This window comes from Pseudomonas sp. 32_A (assembly GCF_017490905.1).
GTDB lineage: Bacteria > Pseudomonadota > Gammaproteobacteria > Pseudomonadales > Pseudomonadaceae > Aquipseudomonas > Aquipseudomonas inefficax.
Window position 1 is genome coordinate 1 of sequence record NZ_JAFGYI010000067.1, and the last position, 19,343, is coordinate 19,343.

At 63.1% G+C, this 19,343-nt stretch carries 13 protein-coding genes; 3 read left to right on the plus strand and 10 right to left on the minus strand.

Annotation, left to right across the window (positions count from 1 at the left end):
- Positions 1-583: 583 nt before the first annotated feature.
- The 8 genes from J5M58_RS25010 to mtnA form a co-directional block, all read right to left on the minus strand.
- Positions 584-1,648 (minus strand): acyltransferase, encoded by a 1,065-nt coding sequence (locus tag J5M58_RS25010; protein ID WP_207880000.1) that lies wholly within the window; start codon positions 1,646-1,648, stop codon positions 584-586.
- 84 nt (positions 1,649-1,732) lie between these two features.
- Positions 1,733-3,409 (minus strand): 30S ribosomal protein S1, encoded by a 1,677-nt coding sequence (gene rpsA / locus J5M58_RS25015; RefSeq protein ID WP_003252673.1) that lies wholly within the window; start codon positions 3,407-3,409, stop codon positions 1,733-1,735.
- 124 nt (positions 3,410-3,533) lie between these two features.
- Positions 3,534-4,220: a (d)CMP kinase gene (gene cmk, locus J5M58_RS25020; RefSeq protein ID WP_112249308.1), complete on the minus strand. Its 687-nt coding sequence runs from the start codon at positions 4,218-4,220 to the stop codon at positions 3,534-3,536.
- Positions 4,217-6,424 carry a bifunctional prephenate dehydrogenase/3-phosphoshikimate 1-carboxyvinyltransferase gene (locus J5M58_RS25025; protein ID WP_258392777.1) on the minus strand — a complete coding sequence of 736 codons (2,208 nt, stop codon included), beginning with the start codon at positions 6,422-6,424 and terminating at the stop codon, positions 4,217-4,219. The genes cmk and J5M58_RS25025 overlap by 4 nt, the downstream gene beginning before the upstream one ends.
- A 210-nt stretch (positions 6,425-6,634) precedes the next feature.
- On the minus strand, positions 6,635-7,729 hold the full coding sequence (gene pheA / locus J5M58_RS25030; RefSeq protein ID WP_112249310.1) for a prephenate dehydratase: 1,095 nt from the start codon (positions 7,727-7,729) through the stop codon (positions 6,635-6,637).
- Positions 7,729-8,814: a 3-phosphoserine/phosphohydroxythreonine transaminase gene (gene serC / locus J5M58_RS25035; protein WP_112249369.1), complete on the minus strand. Its 1,086-nt coding sequence runs from the start codon at positions 8,812-8,814 to the stop codon at positions 7,729-7,731. Before serC ends, pheA begins: the two co-directional genes overlap by 1 nt.
- 231 nt (positions 8,815-9,045) lie before the next feature.
- Positions 9,046-11,811: a DNA gyrase subunit A gene (gyrA, locus tag J5M58_RS25040; protein WP_207880002.1), complete on the minus strand. Its 2,766-nt coding sequence runs from the start codon at positions 11,809-11,811 to the stop codon at positions 9,046-9,048.
- Positions 11,812-12,177: 366 nt separating this feature from the next.
- Entirely contained in the window at positions 12,178-13,254 is a 1,077-nt protein-coding gene (gene mtnA, locus J5M58_RS25045; protein WP_112249312.1) for an S-methyl-5-thioribose-1-phosphate isomerase, read from the minus strand.
- A gap of 111 nt (positions 13,255-13,365) precedes the next feature.
- On the opposite strand from mtnA, the gene ubiG reads away from it, so the two are divergent.
- From ubiG to J5M58_RS25060, 3 genes are all read left to right on the plus strand, one after another.
- Positions 13,366-14,064 carry a bifunctional 2-polyprenyl-6-hydroxyphenol methylase/3-demethylubiquinol 3-O-methyltransferase UbiG gene (gene ubiG / locus J5M58_RS25050; protein ID WP_112249313.1) on the plus strand — a complete coding sequence of 233 codons (699 nt, stop codon included), beginning with the start codon at positions 13,366-13,368 and terminating at the stop codon, positions 14,062-14,064.
- Between the two features lie 2 nt (positions 14,065-14,066).
- On the plus strand, positions 14,067-14,738 hold the full coding sequence (mupP, locus tag J5M58_RS25055) for an N-acetylmuramic acid 6-phosphate phosphatase MupP (RefSeq protein ID WP_112249314.1): 672 nt from the start codon (positions 14,067-14,069) through the stop codon (positions 14,736-14,738).
- A gap of 152 nt (positions 14,739-14,890) precedes the next feature.
- Positions 14,891-15,631, plus strand: coding sequence for a YciK family oxidoreductase (locus tag J5M58_RS25060; RefSeq protein WP_207880004.1), 741 nt, complete (start codon positions 14,891-14,893; stop codon positions 15,629-15,631).
- Between the two features lie 125 nt (positions 15,632-15,756).
- Here the strand turns inward: J5M58_RS25060 and J5M58_RS25065 are convergent, their stop codons facing one another.
- On the minus strand, positions 15,757-16,542 hold the full coding sequence (locus tag J5M58_RS25065) for a TenA family transcriptional regulator (protein ID WP_112249316.1): 786 nt from the start codon (positions 16,540-16,542) through the stop codon (positions 15,757-15,759).
- Positions 16,543-16,572: 30 nt separating this feature from the next.
- Positions 16,573-19,029, minus strand: a complete 2,457-nt coding sequence (locus J5M58_RS25070) for an EAL domain-containing protein (RefSeq protein WP_112249317.1) — start codon at positions 19,027-19,029, stop codon at positions 16,573-16,575.
- Positions 19,030-19,343: the final 314 nt, after the last annotated feature.

A 19,343-nucleotide genomic window follows, 5' to 3' on the forward strand; every position in this document is an offset into this window, starting at 1 on the left:
GGATTCTTCGCGGCTAAAGCCGCTCCCACAGGGTACGTGGGCCGCTTGCGAATTCAATGCTTACCTTCTGGTATGCGGGCCTGCTCCCACAGGGAGCGTGCAGGCTTTTGCAAATCTGGCCTGGGTCGCTGCCCTTGCACAGATGCTGCCTGCTTTCAAGCCAGGTACCGACCTGTTGGGAAGCAGGCTTTTCGCGACACAAGACCGTTTACAAGAGAACCGTGCAAATACTGGCGACCGGCACAGACCATGTGGGAGCGGGTTCACCCGCGAACACCGGCGCAGCCGGTGCCATGCATCGCGTCGCCTGCTTCGCGGGCATGCCCGCTCCCACAGGGGATCGCGCGAGTTTCTGGAGAGTTGGGCACACCGCTATACCACTGAGGCAGCACATGCATTGAAGGCTACACCATCTTCTGTGGGAGCGGGCGCGCCCGCGAAGCAGGCGACGCGATGCATGGCACCGGCTACGCCGGTGTTCGCGGGTGAACCCGCTCCCACAGAGGGATCGCGCCGACATGTCTTGAAGGCTGCGCCACCTTCTGGGTGAAAGTGGCCACGCCAGCTGTTGGGGGCCAGGCGCCTATGCCAACTGCTGCCGGGAACCCGCTCGGGAAAAGCGCTTGCGCATCGCCAAGGCAGGCTTCTCTACCAACTGCCACGACACATACCCCGCCAACCAGGATGCCGGTACGGCAGCCAACATCAGCCAGTAAGGCCCGGCCCACGGCATCGCAGCCGCCAACACTTGCTGGATCGGAAATGCATACAGGTAGATACCGTACGAGTAATCCTCCACAAACGAAGGAAGCTTCAACTGCGGGCAATAAGCTACGTACAACGTGCCGTACATCGTCAGAACGGCAAACGCAAAAACCTCAAGGCGCCCACCCTTGGCCAACACGAACAACGCAACACAGGCAAACAACAGCCAGCCGGTATACGGGATCACCGCCCGGTACGAATAGAACACCGCCCCGGCCAGGAAGCACACCACCAGCTTGAACGGGTACTCCGCAAAGGCTGGATGCAGGGTATGCAGCCCCAGTGCAATAACCAACGCGGCAAGCGTCAACCCCATCATCGGCCACCGGCATACCTTGGCCACCAGCACCAATAGCCACAGCACCACGTACATGCGCATTTCCAATGGGATGGTCCACAAGCTGCCATTGACCGAATCCCCATAGGGCCGCGGGGTAAAGCTCACCCCAGGCAAGAGGAACTGGGCATCCTTGAAAACCAGCAATGGGCTATAGACGTACCTGTAAACCTGACGCTGGGAAAAATATTCGGTCAGCGGCAGCGAGGTAATGACGGGCCCTAGCACAAAGGCCATCAGCAGCAGGCACACGAGCAAGCCAGGCAAGATCCGCAATGCGCGGGCCAGGTAGAAATCCCGGGCGCTATTCTTTTCACCACTGGCAGCGATCAACAAACCGCTGACCATGAAGAATACTTCCACGCCCAGGCTATGAACGGGCACCGGCATACCCAACTGCAACCCAGGGTCGGTACAACTCAGGCACTCCAGATAGGACAACGCAAAGGAATGCCCCACCACTACGGCAGTTGCCGCCAGCAGCCTGATGATCAGGAAATTGTTATCGCGCCCGCGATTTTCCATGACGTCGCCAAACATCAACATCGCACAATCCCCCGACATGGCCTTCTTTCAGCATAAAAAAAAGGCGACCCGAAGGTCGCCTTTTTTTTACCGATCAAACAGAACTCAGTTCTGCTTGGCCATTGCTTCGCGCAGCAGCGCAGCCATGGTGGTGTCGGCAGCCGCTTCCGGAGCGTTTTTCAGGCTCTGGATGGCTTCGCGCTCTTCAGCATCGTCCTTCGACTTGATGGACAGGCTGATAACGCGGGACTTGCGGTCAACGCTGATGATCTTGGCTTCGATCTCTTCGCCTTCCTTCAGAACGTTACGCGCGTCTTCAACGCGGTCACGGCTGATTTCGGAAGCTTTCAGAGTAGCTTCGATGTCGTCGGCCAGGGTGACGATGGCGCCTTTGGCGTCAACTTCTTTCACGATGCCCTTGACGATAGCGCCCTTGTCATTGACAGCAACGAAGTTGGAGAACGGATCGTCTTCCAGCTGCTTGATGCCCAGGGAGATGCGCTCGCGCTCTGGGTCGACCGACAGGATGACGGTTTCCAGCTCGTCGCCCTTCTTGAAACGACGTACGGCTTCTTCGCCGGTTTCGTTCCAGGAGATGTCGGACAGGTGAACCAGACCGTCGATGCCGCCGTCCAGGCCGATGAAGATACCGAAGTCGGTGATCGACTTGATGGTACCGGTGATCTTGTCACCCTTGTTGAACTGGCCGGAGAAGTCTTCCCATGGGTTGGACTTGCACTGCTTGATGCCCAGGGAGATACGACGACGCTCTTCGTCGATGTCCAGAACCATGACTTCCACTTCGTCGCCAACCTGAACGACTTTCGACGGGTGGATGTTCTTGTTGGTCCAGTCCATTTCGGAAACGTGTACCAGACCTTCAACGCCTTCTTCCAGCTCAGCGAAGCAGCCGTAGTCGGTCAGGTTGGTAACGCGAGCTTGTACGCGAGTACCTTCTGGGTAACGGGCAGTGATAGCTACCCACGGATCTTCGCCCATCTGCTTCAGACCCAGCGAAACGCGGTTGCGCTCGCGGTCGAACTTCAGAACGCGTACGTCGACTTCGTCGCCAACGTTAACGATTTCCGATGGGTGCTTGATGCGCTTCCAGGCCATGTCGGTGATGTGCAGCAGGCCGTCGATACCGCCCAGGTCCACGAAGGCGCCGTAGTCGGTGAGGTTCTTGACGATACCCTTGACTTGTTGGCCTTCCTGCAGGGTTTCCAGCAGGGCTTCGCGCTCGGCGCTGTTCTCGGCTTCCAGCACGCTGCGACGGGAAACGACAACGTTGTTGCGCTTCTGGTCCAGCTTGATGACCTTGAATTCCAGCTCTTTGCCTTCCAGGTGGGTGGTGTCGCGCACAGGGCGGACATCAACCAGGGAGCCCGGCAGGAACGCACGGATGCCGTTAACGTCGACAGTGAAGCCGCCCTTAACCTTACCGTTGATAACGCCCTTGACCACTTCTTCGGCGGCGAAAGCTGCTTCCAGAACAATCCAGCACTCGGCGCGCTTGGCTTTTTCACGGGACAGCTTGGTTTCGCCAAAGCCGTCTTCGACCGCGTCCAGCGCAACGTGAACTTCGTCACCGACCTTGATGGTCAGCTCGCCAGCTTCGTTGTAGAACTGCTCGAGCGGGATGACGCCCTCGGACTTCAGGCCAGCGTGTACGGTAACCCAGTCGCCGTCGATGTCGACAACGATACCGGTGATGATCGCACCCGGCTGAAGATTGAGGGTTTTCAGGCTTTCTTCAAAGAGTTCTGCAAAGCTTTCGCTCATTTTAATTCCTGTAGATTCGGGCGAAACAGACGCCCATCGCCACATTCCAGACAATGTGGGTTTGTTTTAAGTAAAGGAAAGCCGGCAGGACGTTGACTGGTGCCCCTGCCTGCTTTCCTGGCTATCAGAGAAGGTCGCGTAGCGCGATCTCGCTCCTGATACGTTGCAACACCTGCTCGATGGACAACTCGGTAGAGTCCAACTGAATGGCATCGACCGCTGGCTTCAGCGGGGCCACTGCACGTTGGGTGTCGCGCTCATCACGCGCACGAATCTCATCCAGCAGACTCGACAGACTAACATCTTCACCCTTGCCCTTCAACTGCAGGTAGCGGCGACGTGCCCGCTCCTCCGCACTGGCGGTGAGGAAGATCTTCAACGGCGCGTCCGGGAACACCACGGTACCCATGTCGCGACCGTCGGCAATCAGGCCCGGCGCCTCGCGGAATTCGCGCTGGCGCACCAGCAGCGCATCACGCACGGCCGGCAGCGAAGCGACCATCGAGGCACCGGCACCGACGGTTTCGGTGCGGATGACGTTGCTGACGTCCTCACCCTCGAGGATGATCTGTTGCAGCTTACCGGGCTCGGCGGCGACGAACTGCACATCCAGATGGGCGGCAAGCTTGGTCAGCAGCTCTTCGTTGGTGAGGTCGACGCCGTGGTTGCTGGCATTGAACGCCAGCAAACGGTACAGCGCGCCAGAGTCCAGCAGCCTCCAGCCCAGCTCGCGGGCCAGCAGCCCGGCAACCGTGCCCTTCCCCGAACCGCTTGGCCCGTCGATGGTGATGACCGGCGCCAGGGCACTCACGACTTGCCCTCTTCCGCCACGCGGATGCCCACTTCGGCGCACAGCGCCAGGAAGTTGGGGAACGAGGTGGCGACGTTGGCGCAATCGTGGATGCGGATCGGCGCACTGGCGCGCAGCGAGGCAACACTGAAGGCCATGGCGATACGGTGGTCACCGTGGCCATGCACTTCGCCGCCGCCCAACTGGCCGCCGTCGATGATGATGCCGTCCGGGGTCGGCTCGCACTTGATGCCCAGGGTGATCAGGCCGTCGGCCATGACCTGGATACGGTCGGATTCCTTCACCCGCAGCTCTTCGGCACCCCGCAGCACGGTACGCCCTTCGGCGCAGGCAGCGGCGACGAACAGCACCGGGAACTCGTCGATCGCCAGTGGCACCAGCTCTTCAGGGATGTCGATGCCTTTCAGCCTGGCACCGCGCACGCGCAAGTCGGCCACCGGCTCGCCACCGACTTCACGCTGGTTTTCCAGGGTGATGTCACCGCCCATCAGGCGCAGGATGTCGATCACGCCGGTACGGGTGGGGTTGATGCCAACGTGCTCCAGCACAAGCTCCGAGCCTTCGGCGATGGACGCCGCCACCAGGAAGAACGCCGCCGAGGAAATGTCGGCCGGTACTTCGATACGGGTGGCAGTGAGCTTGCCGCCGGACTGCAGCGAGGCCACCGGGCCGTTGCTGTCGACGCTGTAGCCGAAGCCGCGCAGCATGCGCTCGGTGTGGTCACGGGTTGGCGCAGGCTCGGTGACGGTGGTCTTGCCTTCTGCGTACAGGCCGGCCAGCAGCAGGCAGGATTTGACCTGGGCACTGGCCATCGGCAGCGTGTAGGTCAGCGCCTTGAGCTTGTGGCCACCGCGAATGGTCAGCGGCGGGCGGCCTTCAGGGCCGGTCTCGACCACGGCACCCATTTCGCGCAGCGGGTTGGCCACACGGTTCATCGGGCGCTTGGACAGCGAAGCGTCGCCGGTCATGGTCACATCGAACGGCTGGCCGGCCAGCAGGCCAGACAGCAGGCGCATCGAGGTACCCGAGTTGCCCACGTAAAGCGGCCCGGGTGGCGGCTTGAGGCCGTGCAGGCCAACGCCGTGAATGGTCACGCGGCCGTGGTTGGGGCCTTCGATGACCACACCCATGTCACGGAATGCCTGCAGGGTCGCCAGCGCGTCCTCACCTTCGAGGAAACCTTCGACCTCGGTGGTGCCTTCGGCCAGCGAGCCGAGCATGATCGAGCGGTGGGAAATCGACTTGTCGCCCGGTACGCGGATCCGCCCGGACAGGCGGCCACCCGGTTGGGCCAGGAAAATCAGATCGTTGGCGTTCATAGCGTCCACATAGGCCCGGCGGGCCAGGATTTTACTGAAATGCTCGCGGGCAACGCGTGCGCGGGTGAATACACCCAGCAGCTGGTGCCCGTCCCCTTCAGCGATCGCGTCGCGCAAGGCGTCGAGATCGCTGCGATATGTATCAAGCGTGCGCAGGACAGCGTCGCGGTTGGCGAGAAAGATGTCGTGCCACATGGTCGGGTCGCTGCCAGCGATTCTCGTGAAATCGCGGAAGCCTCCCGCAGCGTACCGGAAGATCTCGAGGTTTTCATTGCGCTTGGCCAGTGAATCGACCAGGCCGAAGGCCAGCAGGTGCGGCAGGTGGCTGGTGGCAGCAAGCACTTCGTCGTGGCGTTCGACCGACATGTGCTCCACATCGGCGTCCAGCGTGCGCCACAGGCGGTCGACCAGGGCCAGGGCGGCCGGGTCGGTTTCGGCCAGCGGCGTGAGAATGACCTTGTGCCGGCGGAACAGGGTGGCGTTGGAGGCCTCTACCCCGCTCTGCTCGGAGCCGGCGATGGGGTGGCCGGGGACGAAGCGCGACAGGCGGGCACCGAAGACGGCTCGCGCCTCACGGACGACGTTGCCCTTGGCACTGCCGACATCGGTAATGATGGCATCGCCGAGGTCGAGTTGAGCCAGGCGGGCCAGGACCTTTTCCATGGCCAGGATCGGCACGGCCAACTGGATGACATCGGCACCGACACAGGCGGCGGCAAGGTCTTCCTCGCAGCGATCGACCACGCCCAGGGCCACGGCCTGCTTGCGCGAGGGGGCGTCCAGGTCGACACCGACCACTTCGCGGCATAGGCCGCTTTCACGCAGGCCCTTGGCGAACGAGCCACCGATCAGGCCGAGGCCGACCACGACCAGGCGGTTGATGATTGGCGCGGGTTTGGTTGTTACTGCTTTTACCACTGGTGCGAACCCTGTTCAGAAATCTAGGCGGCCTGTGAGGGCCATTGGGGCTGCTTTGCAGCCCATCGCCGGCAAGCCAGCTTCCACAGGGACTGCACAAACCTCATGGCTTGCGCGGTATCTGTAGGAGCGGCCTTGTGTCGCGATGGGGCGCGAAGCGGCCCCAACCCTCTCAAATCAAAGCACCGCCTTTGGATAAGAGCCCAGCACCTTCAGCGCCACAGCCTCCTGGCTGATCTGCTCGAGCACCGCCTTGATCAGCGGGTCGCGGTGATGGCCAACGAAGTCGATGAAGAACACGTAGGTCCACTTGCCGCTGCGCGACGGGCGGGTCTCGATGCGGGTCAGGTCGATGCCGTTCTGGTGGAACGGTACCAGCAGCTCGTGCAAGGCACCCGGCTTGTTGCTCATCGAAACGATGATCGAGGTCTTGTCGTCGCCGGTCGGCGGTACTTCCTGGTTGCCGATCATCAGGAAGCGCGTGGAGTTGTCCGGGCGGTCTTCGATCTTTTCGGCCAGGCGGGTCAAACCGTACAGGTTGGCCGCCATGTCGCCGGCGATCGCCGCCGAATTCCACTCGCCCTTGACCCGCTTGGCCGCCTCGGCATTGCTCGACACGGCCACGCGCTCCACGTTCGGGTAGTGCGCGTCCAGCCACTTGCGGCACTGGGCCAGCGACTGGGCGTGAGAGTAGATGCGGGTGATGCTGTCGGTCTTGGTGTTCTCGCCCACCAGCAGATGGTGGTGGATGCGCAGCTCGACCTCGCCGCAAATCACCATGTCGTGCTCGAGGAAGCTGTCCAGGGTGTGGCTGACCGCGCCTTCGGTGGAGTTTTCCACCGGCACCACACCGAAGTTGACGGCACCGGCCGCCACTTCGCGGAACACTTCGTCGATGGCTGCCATCGGCCGGCTGACCACCGCGTGGCCGAAGTGCTTCATGGCCGCAGCCTGGGTGAAGGTGCCTTCAGGGCCGAGGTAGGCGATTTTCAGCGGTTCTTCCAGGGCCAGGCACGACGACATGATTTCGCGGAACAGCCGCGCCATCTCTTCGTTGTCCAGCGGGCCCTTGTTGCGCTCCATCACGCGCTTGAGCACGGCGGCTTCACGCTCGGGGCGGTAGAACACCGGCTTTTCGCCTTCCGCCAGCGAGGCGGTCTTGACCTTGGCCACTTCCTGGGCGCAACGGGCGCGCTCGCTGATCAGCTCGAGGATCTTTTCGTCGAGGCTGTCGATGCGAACGCGCAGCGCCTTCAGTTCGTGCTCGGACATCAGCCGTGCTCCTTCTCGAATTCGGCCATGTAGGCCACCAGGGCTTCGACTGCTTCAAGGCCCAGGGCGTTGTAGATGGAGGCGCGCATGCCGCCTACCGAACGGTGGCCCTTGAGGTTGAGCAGGCCACGGGCATCGGCGCCGGCGAGGAAGGCCTTGTCCAGGCGTTCGTCAGCCAGGCGGAACGGCACGTTCATCCACGAACGGGCGTTGTGGCTGATCGGGTTGGTGTAGAACTCGCTGCTGTCGATGAAGCCGTACAGGCGGTCTTTCTTGGCGCGGTTGCGCTGCTCCATGGCATCGACGCCACCCTGCTCTTTCAGCCATTCGAACACCAGACCCGAGAGGTACCAGGAGTAGGTGGCCGGGGTGTTGTACATCGAGCCGTTGTCGGCCGAAACCTTGTAGTCGAGCATGGTCGGGCAGCTGCTGCGGGCGCGGCCCAGCAGGTCTTCGCGCACGATCACCACTACCAGGCCGCTCGGGCCGATGTTCTTCTGCGCGCCGGCGTAGATCAGGCCGTACTGCGACACGTCGATGGGGCGCGAGAGGATGTCGGACGACATGTCGACCACCAGTGGCACGTCACCGGTTTCTGGCACCCAGTCGAACTGCAGGCCACCGATGGTCTCGTTGGACGCATAGTGCACGTAGGCAGCGTTGCTGGTCAGCTTCCACTCGTTCTGGCCAGGGATGGCCAGGTAGTCGTAGGGCTTGGCGCTGGCGGCGACGTTGACGTTGCCGAAGCGGCGCGCTTCCTCGATGGCCTTCTTCGACCAGATGCCGGTCTCGATGTAGTCGGCGGTGCCGTTTTCCGGCAGCAGGTTCAGCGGGATTTCGGCGAACTGCTGGCTGGCGCCGCCCTGCAGGAACAGCACCTTGTAGTTTGAGGGGACGGACAGCAGGTCACGCAGGTCCTGCTCGGCCTTTTCGGCGATGGCCACGTAATCGTCGCTGCGATGGCTCATTTCCATCACCGACAAGCCCTTGCCATGCCAATCCAGCATCTCGGCCTGGGCGCGCTGCAGGACAGCGTCAGGAAGCGCGGCAGGGCCTGCGCAGAAGTTAAAGGCTCGTTTGCTCACATCCACTCTCGCTCTGCCAAATGGTACAAATCGTCAATCTTCAATGCTGCCAGGAACACTGTGGGAGCGGGTTCACCCGCGAACAAGGGCGAAGCCCTTGCCATCCACCGCGGTGCCTTCTTCGCGGGTAAACCCGCTCCCACAGGGCAATGCATCACCCTCGAGAGCATTGCCTGGCCTGATCAGTCAAACGGGGCGACCTTGGTCGCCCCGTTCGGGTTTTACGCTTGCTTACTCCTGCTGGGCCTCTTCGGCGCCAGCAGCTTCTTCGTTGTCTGGCGCTTCAGCCTCGACACCCTCTTCGTCCGTCTCGATCACCTCATCGAGCTCGTCCTCGGAAGGCTCCTGGATACGCTCCAGGCCCACCAGCGTCTCGTCGGCAGCCAGCTTGATCAAGGTCACGCCCTGGGTGTTGCGGCCCAGGCTGGACACTTCGCCAACGCGGGTACGCACCAGCGTGCCCTGGTCGGAGATCAGCATGATCTCTTCGCCTTCCTGCACCTGGATGGCGCCGATCAGCAGGCCGTTGCGCCCCTTGGTGCCCATGGCGATCACGCCCTGGCCACCACGGCCGCGACGCGGGAACTTGGACAGCGGTGTGCGCTTGCCGAAGCCACGCTCGGAGGCGGTGAGGATCTGCGCGCCGGATTCCGGAATCAACATGGAGATGATCTGCTGGCCCTTGCCCAGCTTCATGCCGCGCACGCCACGGGCGTTACGGCCCATCTCGCGGACCACGCTTTCAGCGAAGCGGATCACCTTGCCGGCGTCGGAGAACATCATGACTTCCTTGGCACCGTCGGTGATGGCCGCGGCGATCAGGGTGTCACCTTCCTTCAGCTTCAGGGCGATCAGGCCGTTGGAGCGCGGACGGGCGAACTGCACCAGCGGGGTCTTCTTCACGGTACCCGAAGCGGTGGCCATGAAGATGTAGGCGCCAGTCGGCTCGGCAACCCACTCAGGGGTGTCGCCCTCTTCCTCGTCCACTTCCTCGGCCTCGACCACTTCGCCTTCGAGCACGGTGTCATCCGCATCCTCCAGCTCTTCGTCGGCATCAGCGCTCTGTTGCAGGGCCTCGAGGTCGATCTGCAGCATGGCGGTGATACGCTCACCCTCCTCCAGCGGCAGCAGGTTGACCATTGGCCGGCCGCGTGCGGCACGGGACGCCTCGGGAATGTCGTAGGTCTTCAGCCAGTACACCTTGCCCTTGCTGGAGAACAGCAGCAGGGTGGCGTGGCTGTTGGCGACCAGCAGGTGCTCGACGTAGTCCTCGTCCTTCACCCCGGTAGCCGACTTGCCTTTGCCGCCACGGCGCTGGGCCTGGTAGGCAGACAGCGGCTGGGTCTTGGCGTAGCCGCCGTGGGAGATGGTCACCACGCGCTCTTCTTCCGGGATCATGTCGCCGTAGTTGAGGTCGTGGCGCGCATCGAGGATTTCGGTGCGGCGGGCATCGCCATATTCGGCGCGGATGGCTTCCAGCTCTTCGCGGATCACTTCCATCAGGCGCTCGGCGCTGCTGAGGATGCGGATCAGTTCGCCGATCTGTTCGAGGATTTCCTGGTACTCGGCCAGCAGCTTTTCATGCTCCAGGCCGGTCAGGCGGTGCAGGCGCAGGTCGAGAATGGCCTGGGCCTGTTCCGGCGACAGGTAGTACTTGCCCTCACGCAGGCCGTACTGCTCCGGCAGGTCCTCAGGGCGGCAGGAATCGGCGCCGGCGCGCTCGACCATGACCTGCACGGCACTGGATTCCCAGGCGGTGGAAATCAGGGCTTCCTTGGCTTCGGACGGGGTCGGCGAGGCCTTGATCAGGGCGATGACCGGGTCGATGTTGGACAGCGCGACCGCCTGGCCTTCGAGGATGTGGCCGCGTTCGCGGGCCTTGCGCAGCTCGAACACGGTACGGCGGGTCACCACTTCACGGCGGTGACGCACGAACGCTTCGAGCAGGTCCTTGAGGTTGAGCAGGCGCGGACGGCCGTCGACCAGGGCCACCACGTTGATGCCGAATACGCTCTGCAGCTGGGTTTGCTGGTAGAGGTTGTTCAGCACCACCTCCGGCACCTCGCCGCGACGCAGCTCGATGACGATGCGCATGCCGTCCTTGTCGGACTCGTCGCGCAGCTCGGTGATGCCTTCGATCTTCTTCTCTTTGACCAGCTCGGCGATCTTCTCGATCAGGCGCGCCTTGTTCAGCTGGTACGGCAGCTCGGTGATCACGATCTGCTGGCGGCCGCCGACCTTGTCGATGTCTTCGATCTCGGAACGGGCGCGCATGTAGATGCGGCCACGACCGGTACGATAGGCCTCGATGATGCCCTGGCGGCCGTTGATCAGGCCGGCAGTCGGGAAGTCCGGGCCAGGGATGTGCTGCATCAGCTCATCGATGGTGACTTCGGGGTTGTCGATGAGTGCCAGGCAGCCATCGATGACCTCGCCGAGGTTGTGCGGCGGGATGTTGGTCGCCATGCCCACGGCGATACCGCTGGAACCGTTGACCAGCAGGTTGGGGATACGGGTCGGCATGACCGCCGGGATCTGCTCGGTGCCGTCATAGTTGGGCACCCAGTCGACGGTCTCTTTGTGCAGGTCGGCCAGCAGCTCGTGGGCCAGCTTGGCCATGCGCACTTCGGTGTATCGCATGGCTGCGGCGTTGTCGCCGTCCACCGAACCGAAGTTGCCCTGACCGTCGACCAGCAGGTAGCGCAGCGAGAACGGCTGGGCCATACGCACGATGGTGTCGTAGACAGCGGTGTCGCCGTGCGGGTGGTACTTACCGATCACGTCACCGACCACACGGGCGGATTTCTTGTACGGCTTGTTCCAGTCGTTGCCCAGTTCGCTCATCGCATAGAGAACGCGACGATGCACGGGCTTCAAGCCGTCACGCGCATCGGGCAGCGCTCGCCCGACAATCACGCTCATCGCGTAGTCGAGGTAAGACTGTCTCAGTTCGTCTTCGATATTGACCGGGAGGATTTCTTTGGCCAGTTCGCCCATGAGAAGCCTGATTCCTTTTTCTGGTGAAACTTCGCAGCTCCATCAAGGGCCGAACGAAGCTCGCCGCCGCAGCGCATAAGGGTGCGACGACTTACGACAAATCAATGAGTTGTGCCATGGATCTGCGCAATGAAGGCCGCCGTGATGGGCGGTCTTGGAAACTGCCGGATGTTATCACAAAGGCATGGGAGGTGGGGAGATGTGGCAGGTGGCCTCACGTGAGCGAAAATCTGGATTTTTTATAGCCTGTGCCGGCCTCTTCGCGGGTAAACCCGCTCCCACAGGTACACCACCGCCCTCAGGCCTTGTGCTATCCCTGTGGGAGCGGGTTTACCCGCGAAGAGGCCGGCACAGGCAGTGCAAAAATCAGTGCAGGCGCTTGCGGCAGATCAACTGCGCCAGCTTGGCCGTATCAGGCCGCTCGACGATGCCGCGCTCGGTCACGATCACGTCGATCAGGTCGGCCGGGGTCACATCGAACACCGGATTGAACACCTCGACATCCGGCGCCACCCGGGTACCGGCAATGTCCAGCAACTCGTCGGCAGCGCGCTCTTCCAGCGGAATGTCCTCGCCAGTGGCCAGGTTCAGGTCGATGCTGGTGCTCGGCGCCACCACCATGAAACGTACGCCGTGGTGCATGGCACTGACTGCCAGCTGGTAGGTACCGATCTTGCTGGCCACATCGCCGTTGGCGGCGATGCAGTCCGCACCCACCACCACCCAGGTGATGCCCTTGCTTTTCATAAGGTGGGCCAGCGCCGAATCGGCACACAGGGTCACTGGAATGCCCTCGTTGGCCAGCTCCCAGGCGGTCAGGCGCGAGCCATGCAGCCAAGGGCGGGTCTCGCCGGCATATACCCGCTCGACCATGCCCTCCAGGTAGCCGGCGCGGATCACCCCCAGCGCGGTGCCGAAGCCACCACAGGCCAGGGCACCGGCGTTGCCGTAGGTGAGCAGGGCCTGGGCGTTGCCCTGGTGGCGGCGGATCAGTTCGATTCCCTGCTGGGCCATGGTCAGGTTGGCTTCGCGGTCGCTTTCGTGGATGGCCTGCGCTTCGGCCTCCAGCGCCGCCAGCACGTCTTCGTCCGGGCGCAGCCGCTGCAGGCGCTCGCGCATGCGGTTCAGCGCCCAGAACAGGTTGGCGGCGGTAGGGCGCGCCTCAGCCAGGGTAAGGAAGTCTTCTTCCAGGTCCATTTCCCAGTCGCCACCCTCGGCCAGCCGCTCTTCCAGGGCCAGCACCAGGCCATAGGCCGCGGCAATGCCGATGGCCGACGCGCCGCGCACGGCCATGTCGCGGATCGCCGCCGCCACCTGCGCGACATTGTCGCAGGCCAGCCAGTGCTCTTGCGACGGCAGCAGGCGCTGGTCGAGCAGGTGCAGGACGCCGCCCTGCCAGCGGATCCCGGTCACCTTCTCCGCCGCCAAAAGTCGCTCGCGCATCGCCTCTCCCCGTCGTTCGGATATCAAAAGCCGGCGATTATAGCGACCCTCGGGGCCGAGCGCTCGGGTATACTCCGGCGCAATTTTGCGAAGTTTCAGAGGACTGTTCTAATGAGCAACGTCGACCGCGCCGAAATCGCCAAGTTCGAAGCGCTGGCCCACCGCTGGTGGGACCGCGAAAGCGAGTTCAAGCCGCTGCACGAAATCAACCCGCTGCGCGTCAACTGGATCGACGAACGCGCCAGCCTCGCCGGCAAGAAAGTGCTGGATGTGGGTTGCGGTGGCGGCATCCTCAGCGAAGCGATGGCCCTGCGCGGCGCCACGGTCACCGGCATCGACATGGGCGAGGCGCCACTGGCCGTGGCCCAGCTGCACCAGCTGGAGTCGGGCGTGCAGGTGGAGTACCGGCAGATCACCGCCGAAGCCCTGGCCGAGGAAATGCCTGAACAGTTCGACGTGGTCACCTGCCTGGAAATGCTCGAGCACGTGCCCGACCCGTCTTCGGTCATTCGCGCCTGCTACCGCATGGTCAAGCCTGGCGGCCAGGTGTTCTTCTCCACCATCAACCGCAACCCCAAGGCCTACCTGCTGGCCATCGTCGGCGCCGAGTACATCCTGAAGATGCTGCCGCGCGGCACCCACGACTTCAAGAAGTTCATCCGCCCGTCCGAGCTGGGCGCCTGGAGCCGCGTTGCCGGCCTGCAGGTGAAGGACATCATCGGCCTGACCTACAACCCGCTGACCAAGCACTACAAGCTCAGCAGCGACGTTGACGTCAATTACATGGTCCAGACCCTGCGCGAGGAATAAGCATGCGTTTGCGAGCAGTACTCTTCGACATGGACGGCACCTTGCTCGACACGGCGCCGGACTTCATCGCCATCTGCCAGGCCATGCTTGCCGAGCGCGGCCTGCCGGCTGTCGATGACAAGCTGATCCGTGATGTGATCTCCGGCGGTGCCCGGGCGATGGTCGCCGCGACCTTCGCCATGAGCCCGGAGGCCGAAGGCTTCGAGGCCCTGCGCCTGGAGTTCCTCGAGCGCTACCAGCGCGACTGTGCAGTGCACAGCAAGCTGTTCGACGGCATGGCCGAGCTGCTGGCCGACATCGAGAAAGGCAACCTGCTGTGGGGCGTGGTCACCAACAAGCCGGTGCGCTTCGCCGAGCCGATCATGCAGCAACTGGGCCTGGCCGAGCGTTCGGCGCTGCTGATCTGCCCGGACCATGTGAAAAACAGCAAGCCCGACCCCGAGCCGCTGATCCTCGCCTGCAAGACCCTGGACCTGGACCCGGCCAGCGTACTGTTCGTCGGCGACGACCTGCGCGACATCGAGTCTGGCCGCGACGCCGGCACCCGCACGGCGGCGGTGCGCTACGGCTATATTCATCCAGAGGACAACCCCAACAACTGGGGTGCCGATGTGGTGGTGGACCACCCACTGGAACTGCGCAAGGTTATCGACAGCGCGCTGTGCGGCTGCTGAACCCCGCCTAGACCGCAGCACAGCCCCTGTGGGAGCGGGTTCACCCGCGAATGCGTCAGCCCGGACAACATCGGCACCTGAACGTACGCATTCGCGGGTGAACCCGCTCCCACAAGGGACGGTGCCGCGCCAACGAACTCGAAGGACCTACCATGTTCGACTACACCGCCCGCCCCGACCTGCTGCAAGGCCGGGTCATCCTGGTTACCGGTGCCGGCCGCGGCATCGGCGCCGCTGCTGCCAAGGCCTACGCTGCGCTGGGCGCCACCGTGCTGCTGCTGGGCAAGACCGAGGCCAACCTCAACGAGGTCTATGACCAGATCGAAGCCGCCGGGCACCCGCAACCGGTGGTGATCCCGTTCAACCTGGAAACCGCCCTGCCCCACCAGTACGACGAACTGGCGGTGATGATCGAGGACCAGTTCGGCCGCCTCGACGGCCTGCTGAACAACGCTTCGATCATCGGCCCGCGCACACCGCTGGAGCAGCTGTCGGGTGACAACTTCATGCGCGTGATGCACATCAACGTCAATGCCACCTTCATGCTCACCAGCACATTGCTGCCGCTGCTGAAGCTGTCGGAAGACGCTTCGGTGGTGTTCACCAGCAGCAGCGTCGGGCGCAAGGGCCGGGCCTACTGGGGCGCCTATGGCGTGTCCAAGTTCGCCACCGAGGGCCTGATGCAGACCCTGGCCGATGAGCTGGAAGACGTGGCGCCGGTGCGTTCCAACAGCATCAACCCAGGCGCCACGCGCACGGCGATGCGGGCACAGGCCTACCCCAGCGAAAACCCGCAGAACAACCCGCTGCCCGAAGAGATCATGCCGGTGTACCTGTACCTGATGGGGCCGGACAGCAAAGGGGTGAATGGGCAGGCGTTCAACGCCCAGTAAGACTTTTGCCTGTACCGGCCCTTTCGCGGGTGAACCCGCTCCCACAGGTACTGCACTGCCCTCATGGGCGGTGATTATCCTGTGGGAGCGGGTTCACCCGCGAAGAGGCCGGGACAGGCGAACACTCAGCCGGCGGCCAACGTCGGGCGCATGCGCCCCTGCTGGCGCCCTTCCAGCTGCATGCACCGCTCCAGGAACAGGTACATGCAGTCATAGCTCTTGCAAATCGCCTTGCGCAGTTCATTGCGCAGCCCCAGGGTCGGGTTCTCGCCAGCCAGGGTGCAAATGATCTCCAGCGCCTCCCACGGGTGCGCGTCGTCATACTGGGCATGCATCTTCAGCCACTTCATCGCCCGCTTGCGCTGGTCCTCCGGGAAGCCCAGCGCATAGGTGTCGGTGGAACACACCACCGCCGACCATTCACCGGTCGCACCTTCGATGGCGTAATTGGTCGCCGCCATGGAAATGGCCAGGTTCTCGGTCGCGCACACGCGCCAGCACCAGTCATTCAACCCGTTCAGCTCTGGCGGTACATCCTGGGCCTGCAGCTCGTGCAGGTGCACGCCATGCGCCTGGCACCAGTTCACCCAGTAGTCGGCATGGTTGAGCTCGACACGGATGTTGCGCATCAGCCAGCGCCGCGCCATGTCTTCGCCCTGGTGTCGGCCATAGCGGGTCTTGGTCAGGTTGTGGGCCATGTACAGCGAGAACTGCTCCACCACCGGCCAGCCACCGATCAGGTACTGGCGAATGGTCGATTGCTTCAGCTGGCCATCGCGCAGGCGCGCGTAGAACTCGTGCTCGACGACCCGGCGCTTGCTCTCGCGGCAGTCTTCAATCAGTTGCTGGGCCCATTGGGGGTAGCTGGCGGGATCCATCAACGGCCCGATACGAACGAATGCGTCAATCACTTTCAGCTCCTTGATCCTTGTGATTTCTAGCTAGCGAAACGTGCCAGGCGCCCGCTGCAACAGAGGCCGGGCGGCGATCCGTTGGCGCTGCAGACTGTCACAGGTGAACACCTGAGGGCGTTCGATGAGGTAGCCCTGGGCGTAATCCACGCCAATTTCCTGCAAGGCCTGCTCGATCAAGGGTGTTTCGACGAATTCGGCAATGGTGCGCTTGCCCATTACGTGACCGATGTGGTTGATGACCTCGACCATGGCCCGGTTGACCGGGTCGTCGAGCATGTCCTTGACGAAACTCCCGTCGATCTTCAGGTAATCCACGGGCAAATGCTTGAGATAGGCGAACGACGACATGCCAGCGCAGAAATCATCGAGCGAGAAGCGACAACCCAGCCCCTTCAATTCGTTGATGAAACGAATGGCGCTGCCAAGGTTGGCTATGGCGCTGGTTTCGGTGATTTCGAAACAGATCATCCGCGGCGGGATGGCGTATTCGACGAACAGGCGTTGCAGGTATTCGAGGAACTTGTCGTCGCCAATACTCGACCCCGAAAGGTTGATCGCACAGATCGACAACGGCCCCTCGCGCCCTTCGTCCAGGCACTGGCGGATGACCAGGAACACATTGCGCACCACCCAGCGGTCCAGCGCGGTCATCAGGCCGTAGCGCTCGGCCGCCGGGATGAAGCTGCTGGGCAGGATGGTCCGCCCGCTTTCGTCGTGCAGGCGCAGCAGGATCTCGATATGGCCGGGGCCTTCGAAGGTTTTCAGCGGGGCGATTTCCTGGGCGTACAGGCAGAAGCGGTTTTCTTCCAGGGCCACGTGCAAGCGCTGGATCCAGGCCATTTCGCCAAAGCGCATGGACAGCTCGCTGTCGTCGGCGTGGTACACCTGCACGCGGTTGCGGCCCTTTTCCTTGGCCATGTAGCAGGCCATGTCGGCGGCGCGCAGCGAGGTTTCGAGGGTGCCTGGGGCCTGCGCCATGTGCACCAGGCCGACGCTGACGGTGGTAACGAACGGGCGCCCCTTCCACACGAAATGCAGGCTCTGCACCAGTTGGCGCAGCTGCTCGGCGATACGCTCGGCCTGGTCGGGCGGGCAGTTTTCCAGCAGCACGCCAAATTCGTCCCCACCCAGCCGGGCCAGGGTGTCGCCTTCACGCAGGCCGGACTGCAGCACGGCGCAGATGTGCCGCAGCAACTCGTCGCCGGCGGCATGCCCGCAGGTATCGTTGACCAGCTTGAACTGGTCGAGGTCGAGGAACATCAGCGAATGCCGCCCGGGCTGACGCGCCAGGTCGTTCAGCGCCTGCTCCAGGCGGTATTCGAACTCGCGGCGGTTGGCCAGGCCGGTCAGGGCGTCGTGGGTCGCCTGCCAGGACAGGTTGGCGATGTACTGGCGCTCCTGGGTCATGTCGTGCAGCACCAGCACGATGCCGCTGACCTGGCCGTCATTGACGATCGGCGAGCCGACCAGGTTGACCGACACGGTGCTACCGTCCAGGCGCTGGATCAGCCTGGCATGTTCGGCGCCACCCTTGAGGCTGCCGCTGAGTACCTGCTCGACCAGGCTGCGGCCGTCCTCCTCGGCCTGCTCGTCCACCAAGCTGAACAGCGCCGACAGCGGCAGGCCCTGGGCTTGGCCGGCCTGCCAGTGGGTCAGATGCTCGGCGGCCGGGTTCAGGTAGCCGATACTGCCCTCCACATCGGTGGTAATCACCGCATCGCCAATGGCCTGCAGGGTAATCTGCGCCCGTTCCTTTTCTTCCTGCAGGGCGCTGGCAAAGGCCTGGCGCTGGGCCAGCAGCTTGCTGGAGCGGCGCCAGGCAATGGCAATCAGGAACATCGCGGTCAGCAGGTTGGTGATCAGCAGCACCCGCAGCAGCATGCGCGAGCCTTCGCCCAGGGCATCGCTGAACGCCTTGGCGGCCGGGGTTACCCCTTCGTTGATGGTGACGATGCGCGCCTTCCAGTCGCTGACGGTGCGGGCGTCGACCGGGCCAGCGGCGAAGCTGCTGCGCATTTCCATGGCCAGCATATCCAGCTTGCCCAGGTAGTCGTCGCCGATGTCCCAGTAGTCGATAGCCGTCTGCATGTAGCTGACGTTGCGAAAGTTGCGGTAGAACCAGATGATCCGCTCGACATCGTCGGGGTGGTTACCGCCTTGCAGCACGGCCTGGCGCGCGGCGTCCAGGTCGGGGCTGGGCTGGTCGAGCACCTCTCGCAGTTGGTGGTCGCCCTGGGGCACGGTGATGGCCTGGCGATAGCGATGGTAGGTGCTGTCGTCGCGGGTTTCGGCGTACAGGTTGAGGTAGTAGATGGCGTCTTTCTGCGCCTTGGACCAAAGGCTCTCGCCCGCCACATAGGCACGCACGGCCGAGAGCGTATAAAGGCTGAGGCTGCCCAAGGCTACCTGGAAGACCACAACGGCGATGAAGGGCCAGGTGATGCCGAGCAACTTTGGCGCTTCTAGAGTGCGATGTCCCTTCATGGAGTCCCTGTCACAGAGCAGATAAGGCGCAAATCAACCCAGACAAAGCACAGCGTAGGCCATTTGCCATACCGGCGGTTGGGTTTTTTATGCCAGGGAACTGGGGAATTTTTGCATGGCCTTCCCGGCCCTATCGCCGGCAAGCCAGCTCCCACAGGATTACCACAGGCCTGAGCATTGTGGGATACCTGTGGGAGCTGGCTTGCCGGCGATAGGGCCCGCACAGGCTGCCAAAAATTCAGCTCTGCTGCAGGTGCCCATACAACTTGGCATACAACCCACCCTCGGCAATCAGCTGCTGATGGTCGCCATCC

What these genes read in the sequence shown, in the direction of transcription:
- J5M58_RS25010 (WP_207880000.1), bottom strand. Translation starts at nt 1,648, where the DNA reads ATGTTGATGTTTGGCGACGTCATGGAAAATCGCGGGCGCGATAACAAT.
- rpsA (WP_003252673.1), bottom strand. Translation starts at nt 3,409, where the DNA reads ATGAGCGAAAGCTTTGCAGAACTCTTTGAAGAAAGCCTGAAAACCCTC.
- pheA (WP_112249310.1), bottom strand. Translation starts at nt 7,729, where the DNA reads ATGTCCGAGCACGAACTGAAGGCGCTGCGCGTTCGCATCGACAGCCTC.
- gyrA (WP_207880002.1), bottom strand. Translation starts at nt 11,811, where the DNA reads ATGGGCGAACTGGCCAAAGAAATCCTCCCGGTCAATATCGAAGACGAA.
- mtnA (WP_112249312.1), bottom strand. Translation starts at nt 13,254, where the DNA reads ATGCGCGAGCGACTTTTGGCGGCGGAGAAGGTGACCGGGATCCGCTGG.
- ubiG (WP_112249313.1), top strand. Translation starts at nt 13,366, where the DNA reads ATGAGCAACGTCGACCGCGCCGAAATCGCCAAGTTCGAAGCGCTGGCC.
- mupP (WP_112249314.1), top strand. Translation starts at nt 14,067, where the DNA reads ATGCGTTTGCGAGCAGTACTCTTCGACATGGACGGCACCTTGCTCGAC.
- J5M58_RS25060 (WP_207880004.1), top strand. Translation starts at nt 14,891, where the DNA reads ATGTTCGACTACACCGCCCGCCCCGACCTGCTGCAAGGCCGGGTCATC.
- J5M58_RS25070 (WP_112249317.1), bottom strand. Translation starts at nt 19,029, where the DNA reads ATGAAGGGACATCGCACTCTAGAAGCGCCAAAGTTGCTCGGCATCACC.